The following is a 15051-nucleotide window of genomic DNA, read 5'->3' on the forward strand; positions in this document are numbered from 1 at the left end:
GCGCCAGCCATGTCATCCACCACAGCGCAGTCCGGCCTGGCCCGGGCCCGCCGGGGGCTTGCCCCCGGCGGGCCCGGGGGCGGGTCCCGCAACAGCAGCCTGAACCGCAAAAGCAAGCTATCGGCGCAGACCACCCGCACGTTCTTCTGGCTGCTGATTCCCTCCGTCATCCTGCTCGTGCTCATCCACGGCTACCCGCTCTTCCACGCCGGCGTCCAGGCCACCCATGACGGCAACCTGATCGAGACCGGAAACTTCGTCGGAACCGAGAACTTCACCACCGTCCTGTCCTCTCCGGCGTTCTGGAAAGCCGCGCAGTTCACCCTATGGTTCACCATCGTGGGTGTCTTCGGGTCCTGGCTGGTGGGCCTGGGCATGGCCCTGCTGCTGCGCACCAGGATCCCGGCGGGCAACACCTTCAAGGTCCTGCTGCTCCTGCCCTGGGTGGTGCCGATCGTGGTCTCCTCTACCGCCTGGAACTGGCTCGTGGCCACCCCGGACAGCCTCATTCCGTCCCTGTTCCGGAACCTCGGCATGGGAACCCCGCTGTTCCTGGCCGATCCCACCCTGGCTGCGGTGACCGTCATGGCCTTCAAGGTCTGGGTCAGCTTCCCGTTCATGATGATGATGATCTCCGCCGCCCTGGCCTCCGTGGACAGCACCGTTTACGAAGCCGCCAGCATGGACGGCGCCACCCGGTTCCAGCAGTTCTCCCAGATCACCCTGCCGCTGATCGCCCGCTCCACCTACATCAGCTGGATCCTGATGACTATCTTCTGCGTCAACGACTTCCCCACCATCTACCTGCTCACCGGCGGCGGCCCCGTTGACGCCACCACTTCCCTGGTGGTCCTGGCCTACCGCACCGTCTTCCAGGACTTCGCCACCGGCCCCGGCGTCGCCATCGCCTTCCTCATGACCCTCACCCTCGTGGTGATCTCGGTCATCCTGTACCGCCAGATCCGAAAGTCGAGCGTCGAATAATGAGCGCAGTACTCCACGCCCATCCCGAATCCGGCCCGGCACTCGGCATCACCGGGCCCGCCACGAACAAGCGCGTGCTCTCCGAGGCAGGCATGCGCGGCCGCTGGTGGCGCTTCACCGCCATCCTGCTGATCACCGCCGTGGTCTTGGTGCCCATCATCGTCACCATCCTCCTGGCCCTTACCCCCGCGGCGAACAGCACCACCACCGGCCTGACCTTCGAAAACATCACCCGGGTTTTCTCCACCACCCTCGCCGGGACGTGGCTGCAGAACAGCCTCATCACCACCTTGGCCACCGTCGTCGTCTCAGTCGCCGTCGCCGCACCCGCCGGCTACGTCCTCTCCCGCGGCCGCAGCAAGGCCGTCTCCGGCTACTCCCTGCTGCTGTTCGTCATGCAGTCCCTGCCCATCATCACCTCCATCGTGCCGCTGTTCATCCTGTTCGCCGGGATGGGACTGGTGGACAACCTGCTGGGCCTGACGATCATCTATGTCGGCTCCACCATGACCGTAGCCACCTGGATGATGGCCGCCTACTTCGACTCCATTCCCGTCAGCCTCGAGGAAGCCTCCTGGATCGATGGCTGCTCCGTCTTCGGCTCCTTCAGAAAAGTGGTCCTGCGGAACTCCCTCCCCGGAATTCTCTCCACCGCGATCTTCTCCTTCCTCCTGGCATGGAACGATTACCTCGTAGCGATCGTGTTCCTGCGCTCCAGCGAAATTTTCACCCTCCCCATGGGCGTGCAGTCCTTCTTCCAGCAGAACCTCACCGACTGGTCCGGCGTCATGGCACTCGCCGTGATCATGATGCTCCCGCCCATCATCGTCTTCGCCACCCTGAACAAATACTTCAGCGTCGGCGGCATCGGCGGATCCCTCGCCGGCCGCTGACGCTGCCAAAAAACCACCTTCCAGAACCCCCAACTCCCGCAAAGGAACGCCATGTCCTACTCACTCCAGCTGTACACCCTGCGCAACGCCATCCAGGAGGATCTGCCCGGCACCATCCGCAAGGTCGCGGAGATCGGCTTCACCCAAGTGGAGCCCTACAACTTCGTGGCCACCGCCAAGGAACTCGGCGCTGCCCTGAAAGAGAACGGCCTCACCGCACCCTCCGGCCACGCACCGCTGCTGAGCCAGGACCAGGACGAGATCTTCGCTGCAGCCAAGGAACTCGGCATCAGCACAGTGATCGACCCCTACCTGCCGGCGGAGCACTGGCAAAACGCCGAGGACATCCAAACCACGGCCGTCAAGCTCAACGCTGCCGCCAAAAAGGGCGCCGGATACGGCATCCGCGTGGGCTACCACAACCACGCCTGGGAGCTCGAGTCCATCATCGAGGGCCGGACCGCGCTGGAATATTTCGAAACCCTGCTGGACCCGGAACTGGTCCTGGAGGTGGACACCTACTGGGTGGCCGTCGGAGGCCAGGACCCGGTAGACATCCTGACCAAGCTCGGCGACCGGGTGAAGTTCATCCACATCAAGGACGGCCCGCTGAACACCGACACGAAAGCACAGCAGCCGGCCGGCAAGGGCAGCGTCCCTGTCTTGGACGTCATCGCCGCCGCCACGTCACTGGAAGTAGGCGTGGTGGAGTTCGATGACTACGCCGGGGATATCTTTGAAGGCATCGCCGAAAGCCTCGCTTTCCTGAACAGCAACACTTCCGCCACCAACGCAGCCGAAGGAGCACGCGCATGAGCACCCCCACAACCGCCGCCTCGTCCCGCAAAGGCCCGGTCGGCGTCGGCGTCATCGGCGCCGGCAACATCAGCAAGCAGTACCTGGACAACCTCACGGTCTTCCCCGACCTGAAAGTCCTCGTGATCGCGGACCTCTTCGAGGAGGCGGCGGAGGCCCGCGCCAAGGAATACGGCATCCCCGAATGGGGCGCGCCGGAGAAGGCGCTGAACCACCCCGACGTCGAGATCATCGTCAACCTCACCATCCCTGCGGCGCACGTGGAAGTGGCCACGGCAGCCGTCAACGCCGGCAAGCACGTCTGGACCGAGAAGCCGTTTTCGCTGGACCGCGAATCCGGGCTCGGTCTGCTCAAAACCGCCGACGCCGCCGGAATCCGGCTCGGCTGCGCCCCGGACACCTTTCTCGGCGCGGGGCTGCAGACCGCTTTGAGGCTCATCCAACGCGGCGATATCGGCACCCCGCTGACCGCCATGACCACGTTCCAGACCCCCGGCCCGGAATCCTGGCACCCGAACCCGGCCTTCCTGTTCCAGACCGGCGCCGGGCCGCTCTTCGACATGGGTCCGTACTACCTCACCGCCCTGATCCAGACCTTCGGGTCCATCCGGAAGGTCGCCGCCGTCGGTTCCAAGGCCAAGGACGTCCGCGTCATCGGCTCCGGCCCCAAGGCCGGCGAGGAGTTCACCGTCGAGGTACCCACCCATGTATCCGCCATGGCACAGTTCGAAAGCGGCGCGTCCTCCCACAGCGTCTTCTCCTTCGAGTCCCCGCGCGTGCATATGGGATTCGTGGAAATCACCGGCACCGAAGCCACGCTCTCGCTGCCGGATCCCAACTATTTCGACGGCGACATCCGGCTGTGGCGTGCCGGGGACGAGGACTGGACCACGGTTCCGGCCACGGGACCTGCCAACGGCCGCGGAATGGGCGTCCTGGACATGGCCCGCTCGCTCCGGGCAGGAGTCCCCCACCGCGCCACCGGCAACCTGGCCTACCACGTCCTGGATTCCATGGTCGCAATCACCGAATCCATGGAATCCGGAACTTTCGTGGACGTCGAAAGCTCTGCTCCGGCATCCCCGGCCCTCCCTGAGGACTGGGCGCCGGAAGCCGCTACCCTCTAGGAAACCCACCATGACCTCACACGAACCAGCGAACAATCCGCGCCCGGAACTCAAAAAACTGGGCGTCGCGATGATCGGCTACGCGTTCATGGGCAAAGCCCACTCGAACGCGTGGCGAAACGTCGCCAGCTACTTCGATGTCCCGGCGTTTGAGCAGAAGGTCCTGGTGGGCCGGGACGCCGCCGGGGTTGCCGAGGCCGCCGGGAAGTACGGCTGGGCTGAAACGTCCACCGACTGGCGGACAGTCATCGAACGCGATGACATCGACATCGTTGACATCTGCGCCCCGGGCTGGCTGCACGCCGAGATCGCAATCGCCGCCCTCGAGGCGGGCAAGCACGTGCTGCTGGAGAAACCGCTGGCCAACACCCTGGCCGAGGCCGAGGCCATGACGGCAGCGGCGCAGGCTGCCCGGGCAGCAGGAGTGCAGTCCATGGTGGGGTTCAACTACCGGCGCGTCCCGGCACTGGCCCTCGCGAAGGAACTGATTGCCGAGGGCAGGCTGGGGACCGTCCGCCACGTCCGTGCCGCCTACTTCCAGGACTGGCTCGCCGATGACAGCGCACCCATGACGTGGCGGCTCAAAAGGGAGACCGCGGGCTCGGGGGCGCTCGGGGACATCGGCTCCCACGCGATTGACCAGGTGCTGTTCCTGCTCGGGGACCACGTCACCGAAGTGTCCGGCCGGACGCACACGTTCACCACACACCGCCCCGGAGCGGCCGGGCTGGAGGAAGTAACGGTCGACGACGCCGCTTGGGCAACGCTGTCCCTCTCCTCCGGAGCAATCGCCTCCGTGGAGGTCTCCCGGGTAGCCACCGGCCGGAAGAACTCGCTGAAACTGGAGATCTACGGGGAAAAGGGCGCCATCCTCTTCGATCTGGAGAACCTGAACGAACTCGGTTTCCTGGACGCCACGGCCCCAGCCCGCGAGCAGGGCTTCCGCCGTATCCTAGTCAACGAACCCGAGCATCCGTACCTTGAAGCGTGGTGGCCTCAGGGCCACATCATCGGCTGGGAGCACACCTTCACGCACGAGGTCCGCGACTTCCTGCTGGCGATCGACGCCGGAACCGAACCATCGCCGTCGTTCGAGGACGGCCTCACCGTCCAGCGCATCCTGAATGCGGTGGAAGAATCCGCCGCCGCGAAAAGTTCCATCATCCAACTAGCCGGCACCCCGGTCGGCATGCCGACAGCCCTGACCGCAACTCCTGAAGGAGCCTGACATGCCCCGCCCCTATACCCTGTTCACCGGCCAGTGGGCCGACCTCCCCTTCGAGGAAGTCGCATGCCTGGCCTCCGGCTGGGGCTACGACGGCCTGGAAATCGCCGTGTCCGGGGACCACCTGGACGCCTGGCGCTGGGACGAACCCGGCTACGTCGAGTCCAAGCTCGCCGTCCTGGACAAGTACAACCTCAAGGTCTGGGCCATCTCCAACCACCTCAAGGGCCAGGCCGTGTGCGATGACCCCATCGACTTCCGGCACAAAGCGATCGTGGGCGCGAAAGTCTGGGGCGACGGCGAACCCGAGGGCGTCCGCCAACGCGCCGCCGAGGAAATGAAACACACCGCCCGGCTGGCCAAGGCACTCGGCGTGGACACCGTCGTCGGATTTACCGGATCCTCCATCTGGCAGTACGTGGCCATGTTCCCGCCCGTCCCCGCCTCCGTGATCGAGGCCGGCTACCAGGACTTCGCCGACCGCTGGAACCCCATCCTGGACGTCTTCGACGAATGCGGGGTCCGCTTCGCCCACGAAGTCCACCCCTCCGAGATCGCCTACGACTACTGGACCACCGTCCGCACCCTCGAAGCGATCGGCCACCGGAAAGCGTTCGGCCTGAACTGGGACCCGTCCCACTTCATGTGGCAGGGCATCGACCCCGTCTCGTTCATCTGGGACTTCAAGGACCGGATCTACCACGTCGACTGCAAGGACACCAAGCTGCGCCCCACCGGCCGGAACACCGTCATGGGCTCGCATCTGCCTTGGGGCGACCCGCGCCGGGGCTGGGACTTCGTCTCCGCCGGCCGCGGCGACGTCCCCTGGGAATCATCCTTCCGCGCCCTCACCGCCACCGGCTACAACGGACCCATCTCCGTCGAATGGGAAGACGCCGGCATGGACCGCCTCCACGGAGCCCCCGAAGCCCTCGCCGCCCTGAAGAAGTTCGACTTCCCCGCCTCCCAGACCAGCTTCGACGCCGCTTTCAGCACGAAGCCCTAGGAAGCGCACGTAGAATCCCTGCATGACCCACACCACCCGAAAGGCAACAGCGGACGACGCCGGCCCGCTCGCCGACCTGGCGGCCGTCACCTTCCCGCTGGCGTGCCCGCCGTCGTCGTCACCGGAGGACATTGCCGCGCACGTGGCCAACACGCTCAGCGAATGGCACTTCCGGGAGTACCTGGCGGATCCTGATGTCACCATCCTGGTCATCGACGCCGACGGGGCGCTCCGCGGCTACAGCCTGCTGGTGAACCGGCCAGCAGAGGATCCGGATGTCGCGGCGGCGCTGAAAGTCCTGCCCTCCATGGAGCTCAGCAAATGCTACGTCCACCCCGAACACCACGGCCTGGGCGCGGCCGGCGAACTGATGCACGCCAGCCTCCAGGCGGCGGCAGAAGCGGGCGCGGCCGGAGTATGGCTGGGGGTCAACAGCCAGAACGCCCGGGCCATCCGGTTCTACGAAAAGTCCGGCTTCCACAAGGTGGGCAGCAAGTCCTTCCGGCTGGGAACCACCGTGGAGCACGACTTCGTCCTCGAACGCGCCGTCTGACCCCACCCAACGCGACACACCCACCGCCCACACCCAGCGCGAAGGGACACCTGAGGCCCCGCGGCTGAGGGCCTCAAGTGTCCGTTGGCGCTCAATGGTGACCAATCTGACACCCCCGCCGCGGAATGGCCCCGGGGCAGGCGGGGTTGTGGCAAGCATGAAGATTGAGATCTGGTCAGACGTCGCGTGTCCGTGGTGCTACATCGGCAAGCGCCGGTTCGAGGCGGCCCTGGCCGAGTTCCCGCACCGCGACGCTGTGGAGGTGAAGTGGCGCAGCTACCAGCTGGACCCCACCCTTCCCGAGCACTATGACGGCACCGAGCTGGAGTATCTGAGCACGCGCAAGGGCATGGCCCCGGCGCAGGTCTCGCAGATGTTTGACCACGTCACCGAGCAGGCCAAGGGCGAGGGCCTGGACTACCGGTTCGACCAGGTGGTGGTGGCCAACAGCTTCACCGCCCACCGCCTGATCCACCTCGCGGCGCAGCACGGACAGCAGGATGCCGCGAAGGAACGCCTGCTGAGCGACCATTTCGAGCATGGCAAGGACATCGGCAGCGCCGAGTACCTCACCGCCCTGGGCCAGGAACTGGGCCTCAACACCGATGACGTCGCCGAGCTCTTCACCACGGACAAATACGCCGACGACGTCCGCTTCGACTTCGAGGAAGCTCGCGCCCTCGGCATTTCGGGCGTCCCGTTCTTCGTGATCGACCGCAAGTTCGGCCTGTCTGGCGCCCAGCCTGCCGAAACATTCACGGCGGCGCTCAACCAGGCGTGGCAGGAGACCAACCCCCGGGTGCTGGTCAACGCCGCGGACGGCAACAACGGCGAGGCCTGCGGCCCGGACGGCTGCGCGGTCTGAACGTTCCGGCGTACACACCGGCCCGATGAGAGTTTACTGACACATCGCGGTAAAGTGTCCGCATGCCCAGGATTTCGGCGGCCAACAACGCCGCGCAACGCGCCGAGACTCAACGCCGGGTCCTGACAGCATTCGGGGAACTCCTGTTCACCCACGGCCTGCCCGGACTGACCATGACGGACGTCGCCCGGCATGCCGGGGTGGGGCGGACCGCGGTGTACAACTACTACGCCGACATCGAAGAACTGCTGATCTCCTACGCCCTGGATGAGACCGAGCGCTTCCTCGCCGAACTCCGGGAGTCACTGAGCGCGCTCGATAACCCCGTCGAACGGCTGGCCCTGTACGTGCGCACCCAGGTGGAGGACCTCAGCCGACGCCACCTCCCGCCCGGACCGGCGATGGCGGCGGTACTGTCGCCGTCGTCCTTTGCGAAACTGGCCGACCACGTGGGTGAACTCAGCGTCCTGCTGCAGGGCATCCTCCGGGACGGCATGGCGCAGGGGTACCTGCCGCAAGCGGACATTGGCCAGCAGGCGCAGCTCATCCACGGCACACTCTCCTCCAGCGCCGCACGCGGCAGCAACGAGCCCGCCGAACTTGAGGCCCGGATCGCCCGGACCGTGCGGTTCATCCAGCTGGGCGCCGGAGCAAGGTTCGACGACGACGGCGCACCCCTGCGCGCTAGCTAGGGTCAGGCGCCGGCCGTCGGAATGACCGGCCACTTGGCATCGTCAGCGATCCGCCGGCTTTCACGCGGGCAGCTGAGCTTCCCAGGAGTCTGGTCCACACGGTCGGCGGCGGCCAGCTCCTTGTAGTCGTTGGCAAGAATCACGTCTACGCTGGCGTCCGTCCGGCCATCCTGGAAGTAGTCGGAGCCCGGTAGGTTCCGCTGGACGCTGAAGGCGGCAGACTGCCCGGCAGCCCCGGAAACCACCGCCGCCACGCCGCGGAAGCCGGCCTCCGTGTTGGCCACGGCCCCCACCACAAACTTCCTGGCCAGCAACTCATCCGCAACAGAGCGGGCCAGCCCGGGGCGGCTGGTGGAGTTGTAGACGTTGAGGTTGATTTTGTCGTTGGGGGTGTAGTCAAAGATGGCCGCGGGACAGGTGGTCCGGGGCTCGTCGCTGCCCGCCGTCGTCGGAAGCTTCAGCTGTCCGCTCATGATGGCCAGCGCAACGATGATGGCGCCGGCAATGAGGCCCAGCAGCAAAACCAGGACCACTCCATGCACCACTCGGCGGCGCACCCGCACCGGATTGTCGGGGTCGCCGGCAGCCTCAAACGTGGCCCGCAGTTCGGGGCCGGTAACAACGTGGTGGCCATGCAGGACGTTGGCGTCCTTGGGTTTCCTAGCCATCTATGACCAGCACGCGGGCGTGGATGGCGGTCCGCTGGTGCAGCGCTGTCCGGACGGCGCGGTGCAGGCCGTCCTCCAGGTACAGGGTTCCCTGGTACTGCACCACGTGGGGGAAAAGGTCACCGAAGAAGGTGGAGTCTTCGGCCAGGAGCGCTTCGAGGTCCAGCGTCCGTTTGGTGGTCACCAGTTCGTCCAGGCGGACAGGGCGCGGCGGCAGCGACGCCCACTGTTTGGGCGTGTTGAAACCATGGTCGGGATACGGGCGTCCCTCGCCCACAGCTTTGAAGATCACCATGCCACCCTAGGCAGCTTCGGGGCCCAAGAGAAGTGTCCGGCCCGCAGCATCCCAAGGTTGTAGCCAAACAGTGACCATCTGTCACATGCCGCGGACGTTGCGCTGCCGGCGCAGGATCGGAGGCCCGTGGCTGACACAATGGAGCCATGACTGCACCCGAATTCCCTGCCAGCACCACGCCCGGCGTCCGCCTGCCGTCCACCCCGCCCCTCGCCCTCCTGCTCGACGTTGACGGACCCGTGGCCAGCCCCGTGACCCGCGACGTAAAACCAGGCATCATTGCCGATCTCGTGGCGCTGGCCACCGCCGGAATTCCGGTCGTTTTCAATACCGGCCGCTCCGATGCCTTCATCCGGGAGCAGGTCATGGAGCCGATGATCGCCGCCGGCATTCCCGCCGGCACAGTCATCCACGCCATTTGCGAGAAGGGCGCCGTGTGGTTCAGCTACACCGCCGCCGGGCCCGGCCCCATCCACGTTGATCACGAACTGGCCGTGCCCAAGGCCTACGGCGATGACGTCCGCCGGCTCGTGGCCGAGGACTACTCCAGGCACATGTTTTTTGACGAGACGAAACGCGCCATGGTGTCCGTTGAGCAGCATATCGAGGTGCCCTCCGCCGACTACCTGGCCGAACAGAGGCTTTTCGACTCCGACGCCATGGATCTGATGACCCGCCACGGCATGGGCGTGGTCCGCCTGGAGCACCACGCACCGAATTCCGACGACGAGGTGGACTACCGCGTCGATCCCACCATCATTTCCACCGATATTGAGTCAGTGCGGCTCGGCAAAGACCTCGGCGCCAGCCGCGCCGTGGAGTTGCTGGCGGCACAGGGCATCACGCCGCTGGCGTGGCGGACGGTAGGGGACTCCCGCACGGACTACGCCATGGCGGACTGGCTCCACCACAATGACCACCCCGTAAAACACGTTGATGTCCGCCCGGCGGACGGCGTTCCGGTCAAGCCCTATGACGTGTTGACCGCCAACGATCTCGGGCTTGGGGAAGATGTCATTCACGACGACGCCGGCGGAGCTTACCTGCGCAGCTGGCGGGAGGCCATGGTCGGCTGAGCCCGTCCCCCGCCGGCAGCCGCCTGTTTGAGGCCTGCCATTTTGGGCGTCGCGCTATTATTCAGATAAGAACGCTTACCATTTACCCGCGACGGAGACAACCATTACAGAAGCACCTGTCCAGGACGAGATCTACTACGGCGGCCAGGCGTCCGTAGAACCGCGCACCCACACGGAGGTGACCTCTCCGGCTGCCGAAGCTCGACTCAAGCACCGGCCGGACGTCGTCCGGCACAAGGGCCGGTATGCCCTGATCAACCACAACCGGACGCCGTACCAGGCCATGGTTGAGGATCTGTTGTTCCTGCGCAATGTGCTCGCGGAGGCCGGGCTGGACTACCTTTTGGTGCGCGGCAACAACGACCGTCCGGTCATTGCCCTGGACTGGAAGGACCGCAAGAAGCTGCGGGCGGCCTTGGTGGAGGCCTGCCGCAACGAGCCCGTGTACTCCATGACCGTGGACGCGAAAAAGAAGTCCTCCGTGCTGGTTGCCGACGGAGATCTCTCCCCCAACCGTCAGGCCCGCATCTTCCGCCTCTACCGACCGCGGGTTGAACCCGACGGCGGTTTCGAGTTCGGTTCCTCCGCCGGCGTCCAGATTGAGCTCTGGAGCTTTGAGGGCGATCAGCTGATCCTCCCGATCGAAAACTCCCTGACCCGCCGCACCATGCAGTCCCAGGACGCTGTCCGCGGGACGGTTGAACGGTACGGCCACACCTGGCCCACCATCGAGAACATGTTCGCCGACCATGCCAGCGACATCAGCTTCGACATCGACCTGGTGTTTTCGTGGGTTGACGGCAGCTCTCCCGAATACATCGCGGCCCGCCGTGCCCAGCAGCAGGGTGTGGTTCTCGGCGAAGGCGACGACCACGAAGCCCGCTTCCGGCAGATCAACGAACTCAAATACGCCCTGCGCTCCGTCTACATGTTCGCGCCCTGGATCCGCCGCATCTTTATCGCCACAGACTCCCCCGCCCCGGAGTGGCTCGCGGAGCACCCGTCGGTGACCATTGTCCGCAGCGATGAGTTTTTCGCCGATCCCGCAGTGCTGCCCACGCACAACTCGCAGGCAGTGGAATGCCAGCTTCACAACATCGAGGGCCTCTCCGAGCACTTCCTCTACTCGAATGACGACATGTTCTTCGGCCGCTCGGTGGGCCCGGACATGTTCTTCACACCGGGTGGCGTCACGAAGTTCATCGAGGCCGAGACCCGGATCGGGCTGGGCGACAACGATGCCGAGCGCAGTGGCTTCGAGAACGCCGCCCGCGTGAACCGCAAGCTGCTCTGGAACCGGTTCGGTCGGATCACCACGCGGCACCTGGAGCACACCGCCGCCCCGCTGCGGCGCAGCGTTGTGGCCAGGATGGAGCGTGAGTTCCCGGAGGAGTTCCAGAAGACGGCGGCGAGCAGGTTCCGCGCCGCGGACAACATCTCGGTCACCAATTCCTTCTACCACTACTACGCGCTGCTGACAGGCCGTGCGGTCACGCAGACCGCAGCCAAGGTGCGTTACGTGGACACCACCGCCCGCGCCGGGCTGAACTCCCTGCCCAAGCTGCTGGCCAAGCGGAACATGGACTTCTTCTGCCTCAACGACGGCAGTTTCCCCGAAGTCCCCGCGGACGAGCGCGCCGAGATCGTGACCGACTTCCTGGAGAAGTACTACCCCATCAAGGCGCCCTGGGAGCTCTGACGCTCGCAGCCCTGACGCTGGTCGCGCCCACGTCAGGGCTTCCGACCCGCCGGGCTTTGCGCGGCTAGATAGCGTAGTTCGGAAGGGCTACCTTCCTGACGCCTCCTGTTTTGGCGTTGTCAGGGATGCTGACGCCCGCGGCGGCCAGTCGCTCGGCAGTCATTTCCGAGGTGACATGCTCCCCTACGGTGGCCGCGTTCCCCAGCGGAACCACGGAGTGGACAATGGTGTGCTCGTAGACGTGCACCAGGTTGAAGGCCTGCCCGCCGTCCCGGCCGCGGGTACCGCCGACGGCGACGTTGAGGTCCTGGGTGTAGCACGTGGCCGAGGCGACGGAGACAGGAATCCCCGCAAAGGTGGCGGTGGTCGAGTAGTGCAGATGCCCGGCAAGAATGGTCCGGACGTCGGAGTTGCGGACCACGGAGGCCAGGCTTGCCTGGTCGCGCAGTTCCACGAGCACGGCAAGGTCCAGGACCGACGGGACCGGCGGGTGGTGGAGCGCCAGGATGGTGCCGTCGGGGGCCGGGGTATCCAGCTGCCGGGTGAGCCACCCCAGCTGTGCCGGGCTTAGCTCGCCGTGGTGGTAACCCGGGACCGAGGTGTCCATGGTGATGATGCGCAGGCCGTTGATGAAGTAGCTGCGATCCACCGGTGCGTCACTGGCCGGCTCGTCCAGCAGCCCGGTCCGGAAGTTGGCGCGGTTGTCGTGGTTGCCCATGGCCCAGATGACTTGGGCGCCCATGTCTTCGCAGGCGGGATCAACAATTGCCCGGAGCTTTGCGTAGGCTTGAGGGTCGCCTTGGTCGGCGAGGTCGCCCGTGAAGATCACGGCCTCGGGCCGGGCGCCGGAAGCCCTGACCTCTTCGAAAAGCTGAATGAGCTTGGCTTCGCAGTCAACTGCTCCGTAAAGGGGATCCGGACCTCCCAACAGGTGGGGGTCGCTCAGGTGGAGAAGGAAGTGGCGTGGCCGGGGGTGTTCGGCCTCGATGTGCTTCATTGCTGCCTCTGTGGTTGGTGGGAAACGGCGTTTCCCTTCTACCCTTCAGTAACTATTATCCAATCAGACAATTGGCAAACTGTGGGTAAATTGTTGCGGCCAAGTTGGAAAAAACTAAAGAATTAAGCTCAGGAAAGTTCGGTGGTGGCCGCCGGTCCGTCAAATTCTGCCAGTGCCATTTCAATTGCATCGATGACCTCGGCGGAGTCCGGTTCGACGGTGGGCGCGAAGCGTGCCACCACCTCGCCCTCGCGGTTGACCAGGAACTTCTCGAAGTTCCATTTCACCAGGCCGGGCAGCACACTGGTTTTGAACCTGGTCAGCTCGGCATAGAGCGGATGCTGGTCCTTACCACGCACGTTGGCCTTGGCCGTCAGCGGGAAAGTGACACCGAAATTCCGCTCGCAGAACTCGGCGATCTCGCTGTCGTTGCCTGGCTCCTGGCCGGCGAACTGGTTGCACGGAACTCCGAGCACATCGAAGCCGCGGTCGCGGAACTTCTCGTATAGCGTCTCCAGACCCGCGTACTGCGGAGTGAAACCGCACTTTGACGCCACGTTCACCACAACCACCACGTTGCCCTTGAACTGGCCAAAATCGGTTTCGGTGCCGTCGTTGAGAGTGAGGGGAATGGTGTACAGGTCTGTCACAGCGCCGTCCTTGAAAGGTTGGTCATGCAGGTGATTCGTTGCCAACCATCAAGGGTACGGGTGCAGTCTGGGAGTTCTCTGTCAGGGTCCCGCCGACTCGGACGATGTTGCGGTGTCGGTAGGCGTGGCGGTGGTTGTAGCTGTCGTAGAAGACGAGGGCGAGGGCGACGCTGTTTCGGCTGAGGACCCGTTACTCGTTGTTGCTGTTGGCTCCACCGTTGGCGCTGGCGTCGGCGTCAGGCGCGAGGTAGGCCTGAACGGCCACGACCTGGAGACAGTGGGCGTCGGAGACGGCGACGCGCTCGTCGTCGGCGCAGGCGAAGTGCCCGTGGCGGTAGGTGAGGTGCCCGTGGGGGTGGGTGACGTCGTCGTCGGCGTGGCGCTTGAGGTTTCCGTCGGCGTCCGCGTTGCCCGGGGCGTGGAAGGCGTTGGGGAGGGCGATGCGGATCCAGGCGAGGTAGCGTCCGACGACGACTCTTCCGTGGGTGCCTCGTCCGGCGGTTCCGACGTTGTCACTGATCCCTCCACCGGCGGCGCTTCGGACAGTTCCTCTTCGCCGCCCAGGACCGTGTGGCTGTTGTCCTCGGCCACCGGGATGGCCCAGCGTTGCGCGCCGACGTCCACGAGCTTGGCCTCATAGCTGACCATGGCTATGTCCTCGAGCTCGTCCAACTGACGAATACGCAGAAGTGTCCAGTTCAGCGGGCTGGTGTGCTTGCCGTGGAGGATGGTTTCGAAATGCAGATGGCAGCCGGTGGACCATCCCGTGGTGCCCACCCGGGCAATGACCTGGCCCACCTGCACAGAGTCCCCCGTCCGGACCGCCACAGCCTCCAAGTGGTTGTATGTGGTGATCAGCCCGTTGCCGTGGTCTATTTCCACGCGGTTGCCGCCGCCCCAGGGGTGCCAGCCGGCGGCCCTGACCACGCCTGCGTCGGCCGAATAAACCCTGGTGCCGCAGCCTGCAGCGAAGTCCTGGCCAAGGTGGAAATCGCCGCCTGCACCGGTGATCGGGCTGACCCTGTACCCGAATGGAGAGCTTGAAGTGAGGAGCTCAAGGGGCGCCATGAGGGACCCCTCCGGGGGGCGGGTGAGCCCGGCAGCGGCCACGTTGAGCGGAGCGCTCCCGCCCTTGGCGATCGTCCTGACCAGTGTGCGGTTAAACGGAACCAAGGCCCGGCTGTCCGTCAGGAAAGCACCGAGCACAGGCCAGCCAACCTGTCCGGCACCCGCCGGCGACGCTGCCGGGCGGGGTTCAACGGGGGACGATCCTGGGAGGCCGACGGCGAAGAGTGACGCGGCAACAACGGCGCTGGCGGCCAGCACGCGCACAGCGATGGCGCACGCGCCCGCAGGCTCTTGGTCCCGGCCGGACCCCCAATGACTGCCCACTCGTTGACTCCCGGTTTGGCCCGCCAGACCCCGGATCCAGACGGACTTACCATTTCATGGGACCACACAGGCCCGGGCCTGTGAACCCCCGCACCGGCACCGCTGCGGACATT

General features: G+C 65.5%; 16 protein-coding genes. 11 read left to right on the top strand and 5 right to left on the bottom strand.

Annotation, left to right across the window (positions count from 1 at the left end; all coding sequences use genetic code 11):
• The first annotated feature begins 9 nt into the window (after nt 1-9).
• The 9 genes from ACVWY0_RS14880 to ACVWY0_RS14920 all read left to right on the top strand — a co-directional run bounded on the left by ACVWY0_RS14880 (nt 10) and on the right by ACVWY0_RS14920 (nt 8161).
• The gene (locus ACVWY0_RS14880; protein ID WP_485837367.1) at nt 10-984 is read left to right on the top strand and encodes a carbohydrate ABC transporter permease; all 975 of its coding nucleotides are present in this window, start codon (nt 10-12) and stop codon (nt 982-984) included.
• On the top strand, nt 984-1877 hold the full coding sequence (locus ACVWY0_RS14885; protein ID WP_485837368.1) for a carbohydrate ABC transporter permease: 894 nt from the start codon (nt 984-986) through the stop codon (nt 1875-1877). The genes ACVWY0_RS14880 and ACVWY0_RS14885 overlap by 1 nt, the downstream gene beginning before the upstream one ends.
• A 51-nt stretch (nt 1878-1928) precedes the next feature.
• Nucleotides 1929-2693: a sugar phosphate isomerase/epimerase family protein gene (locus tag ACVWY0_RS14890; RefSeq protein ID WP_485837369.1), complete on the top strand. Its 765-nt coding sequence runs from the start codon at nt 1929-1931 to the stop codon at nt 2691-2693.
• Nucleotides 2690-3820 (top strand): Gfo/Idh/MocA family protein, encoded by a 1131-nt coding sequence (locus tag ACVWY0_RS14895; protein ID WP_485837370.1) that lies wholly within the window; start codon nt 2690-2692, stop codon nt 3818-3820. The genes ACVWY0_RS14890 and ACVWY0_RS14895 overlap by 4 nt, the downstream gene beginning before the upstream one ends.
• A gap of 10 nt (nt 3821-3830) precedes the next feature.
• Nucleotides 3831-5048: a Gfo/Idh/MocA family protein gene (locus ACVWY0_RS14900; RefSeq protein WP_485837371.1), complete on the top strand. Its 1218-nt coding sequence runs from the start codon at nt 3831-3833 to the stop codon at nt 5046-5048.
• Nucleotide 5049: 1 nt separating this feature from the next.
• Nucleotides 5050-6051: a sugar phosphate isomerase/epimerase family protein gene (locus ACVWY0_RS14905; RefSeq protein WP_485837372.1), complete on the top strand. Its 1002-nt coding sequence runs from the start codon at nt 5050-5052 to the stop codon at nt 6049-6051.
• A gap of 22 nt (nt 6052-6073) precedes the next feature.
• Nucleotides 6074-6604: a GNAT family N-acetyltransferase gene (locus ACVWY0_RS14910; RefSeq protein ID WP_485837373.1), complete on the top strand. Its 531-nt coding sequence runs from the start codon at nt 6074-6076 to the stop codon at nt 6602-6604.
• Nucleotides 6605-6761: 157 nt separating this feature from the next.
• Nucleotides 6762-7469: a DsbA family oxidoreductase gene (locus ACVWY0_RS14915; RefSeq protein ID WP_485837374.1), complete on the top strand. Its 708-nt coding sequence runs from the start codon at nt 6762-6764 to the stop codon at nt 7467-7469.
• A gap of 62 nt (nt 7470-7531) precedes the next feature.
• A complete protein-coding gene (locus ACVWY0_RS14920) occupies nt 7532-8161 on the top strand; it encodes a TetR/AcrR family transcriptional regulator (RefSeq protein ID WP_485837375.1) in 630 nt (209 codons plus the stop codon).
• Between the two features lie 2 nt (nt 8162-8163).
• On the opposite strand, the gene ACVWY0_RS14925 is transcribed toward ACVWY0_RS14920, so the two are convergent.
• Both ACVWY0_RS14925 and ACVWY0_RS14930 read right to left on the bottom strand, forming a co-directional pair.
• Nucleotides 8164-8829 carry a LytR C-terminal domain-containing protein gene (locus ACVWY0_RS14925; RefSeq protein ID WP_485837376.1) on the bottom strand — a complete coding sequence of 222 codons (666 nt, stop codon included), beginning with the start codon at nt 8827-8829 and terminating at the stop codon, nt 8164-8166.
• Nucleotides 8822-9121, bottom strand: coding sequence for a type II toxin-antitoxin system VapB family antitoxin (locus ACVWY0_RS14930; RefSeq protein ID WP_058930154.1), 300 nt, complete (start codon nt 9119-9121; stop codon nt 8822-8824). Before ACVWY0_RS14930 ends, ACVWY0_RS14925 begins: the two co-directional genes overlap by 8 nt.
• 149 nt (nt 9122-9270) lie before the next feature.
• Between ACVWY0_RS14930 and ACVWY0_RS14935 the strand changes: the two genes are divergently transcribed.
• Together ACVWY0_RS14935 and ACVWY0_RS14940 are read left to right on the top strand one after the other, a co-directional pair.
• Nucleotides 9271-10200, top strand: a complete 930-nt coding sequence (locus ACVWY0_RS14935) for a hypothetical protein (RefSeq protein WP_485837377.1) — start codon at nt 9271-9273, stop codon at nt 10198-10200.
• Nucleotides 10201-10483: 283 nt separating this feature from the next.
• Nucleotides 10484-11899 carry a stealth family protein gene (locus ACVWY0_RS14940; RefSeq protein ID WP_485837407.1) on the top strand — a complete coding sequence of 472 codons (1416 nt, stop codon included), beginning with the start codon at nt 10484-10486 and terminating at the stop codon, nt 11897-11899.
• 64 nt (nt 11900-11963) lie between these two features.
• Here the strand turns inward: ACVWY0_RS14940 and ACVWY0_RS14945 are convergent, their stop codons facing one another.
• From ACVWY0_RS14945 to ACVWY0_RS14955, 3 genes are all read right to left on the bottom strand, one after another.
• Nucleotides 11964-12896 (bottom strand): phosphodiesterase, encoded by a 933-nt coding sequence (locus ACVWY0_RS14945; protein ID WP_485837378.1) that lies wholly within the window; start codon nt 12894-12896, stop codon nt 11964-11966.
• Nucleotides 12897-13024: 128 nt separating this feature from the next.
• Nucleotides 13025-13546, bottom strand: a complete 522-nt coding sequence (locus ACVWY0_RS14950; protein ID WP_485837379.1) for a glutathione peroxidase — start codon at nt 13544-13546, stop codon at nt 13025-13027.
• 81 nt (nt 13547-13627) lie between these two features.
• The gene (locus tag ACVWY0_RS14955) at nt 13628-14938 is read right to left on the bottom strand and encodes a M23 family metallopeptidase (protein ID WP_485837380.1); all 1311 of its coding nucleotides are present in this window, start codon (nt 14936-14938) and stop codon (nt 13628-13630) included.
• Nucleotides 14939-15051: the final 113 nt, after the last annotated feature.

The organism is Arthrobacter sp. UYNi723, from assembly GCF_054057635.1.

Coding starts and splice junctions, on each gene's coding strand:
- ACVWY0_RS14880 (WP_485837367.1), top strand. CDS start 10: ATGTCATCCACCACAGCGCAGTCCGGCCTGGCCCGGGCCCGCCGGGGG.
- ACVWY0_RS14885 (WP_485837368.1), top strand. CDS start 984: ATGAGCGCAGTACTCCACGCCCATCCCGAATCCGGCCCGGCACTCGGC.
- ACVWY0_RS14890 (WP_485837369.1), top strand. CDS start 1,929: ATGTCCTACTCACTCCAGCTGTACACCCTGCGCAACGCCATCCAGGAG.
- ACVWY0_RS14895 (WP_485837370.1), top strand. CDS start 2,690: ATGAGCACCCCCACAACCGCCGCCTCGTCCCGCAAAGGCCCGGTCGGC.
- ACVWY0_RS14900 (WP_485837371.1), top strand. CDS start 3,831: ATGACCTCACACGAACCAGCGAACAATCCGCGCCCGGAACTCAAAAAA.
- ACVWY0_RS14905 (WP_485837372.1), top strand. CDS start 5,050: ATGCCCCGCCCCTATACCCTGTTCACCGGCCAGTGGGCCGACCTCCCC.
- ACVWY0_RS14910 (WP_485837373.1), top strand. CDS start 6,074: ATGACCCACACCACCCGAAAGGCAACAGCGGACGACGCCGGCCCGCTC.
- ACVWY0_RS14915 (WP_485837374.1), top strand. CDS start 6,762: ATGAAGATTGAGATCTGGTCAGACGTCGCGTGTCCGTGGTGCTACATC.
- ACVWY0_RS14920 (WP_485837375.1), top strand. CDS start 7,532: ATGCCCAGGATTTCGGCGGCCAACAACGCCGCGCAACGCGCCGAGACT.
- ACVWY0_RS14925 (WP_485837376.1), bottom strand. CDS start 8,829: ATGGCTAGGAAACCCAAGGACGCCAACGTCCTGCATGGCCACCACGTT.
- ACVWY0_RS14935 (WP_485837377.1), top strand. CDS start 9,271: ATGACTGCACCCGAATTCCCTGCCAGCACCACGCCCGGCGTCCGCCTG.
- ACVWY0_RS14940 (WP_485837407.1), top strand. CDS start 10,484: ATGGTTGAGGATCTGTTGTTCCTGCGCAATGTGCTCGCGGAGGCCGGG.
- ACVWY0_RS14945 (WP_485837378.1), bottom strand. CDS start 12,896: ATGAAGCACATCGAGGCCGAACACCCCCGGCCACGCCACTTCCTTCTC.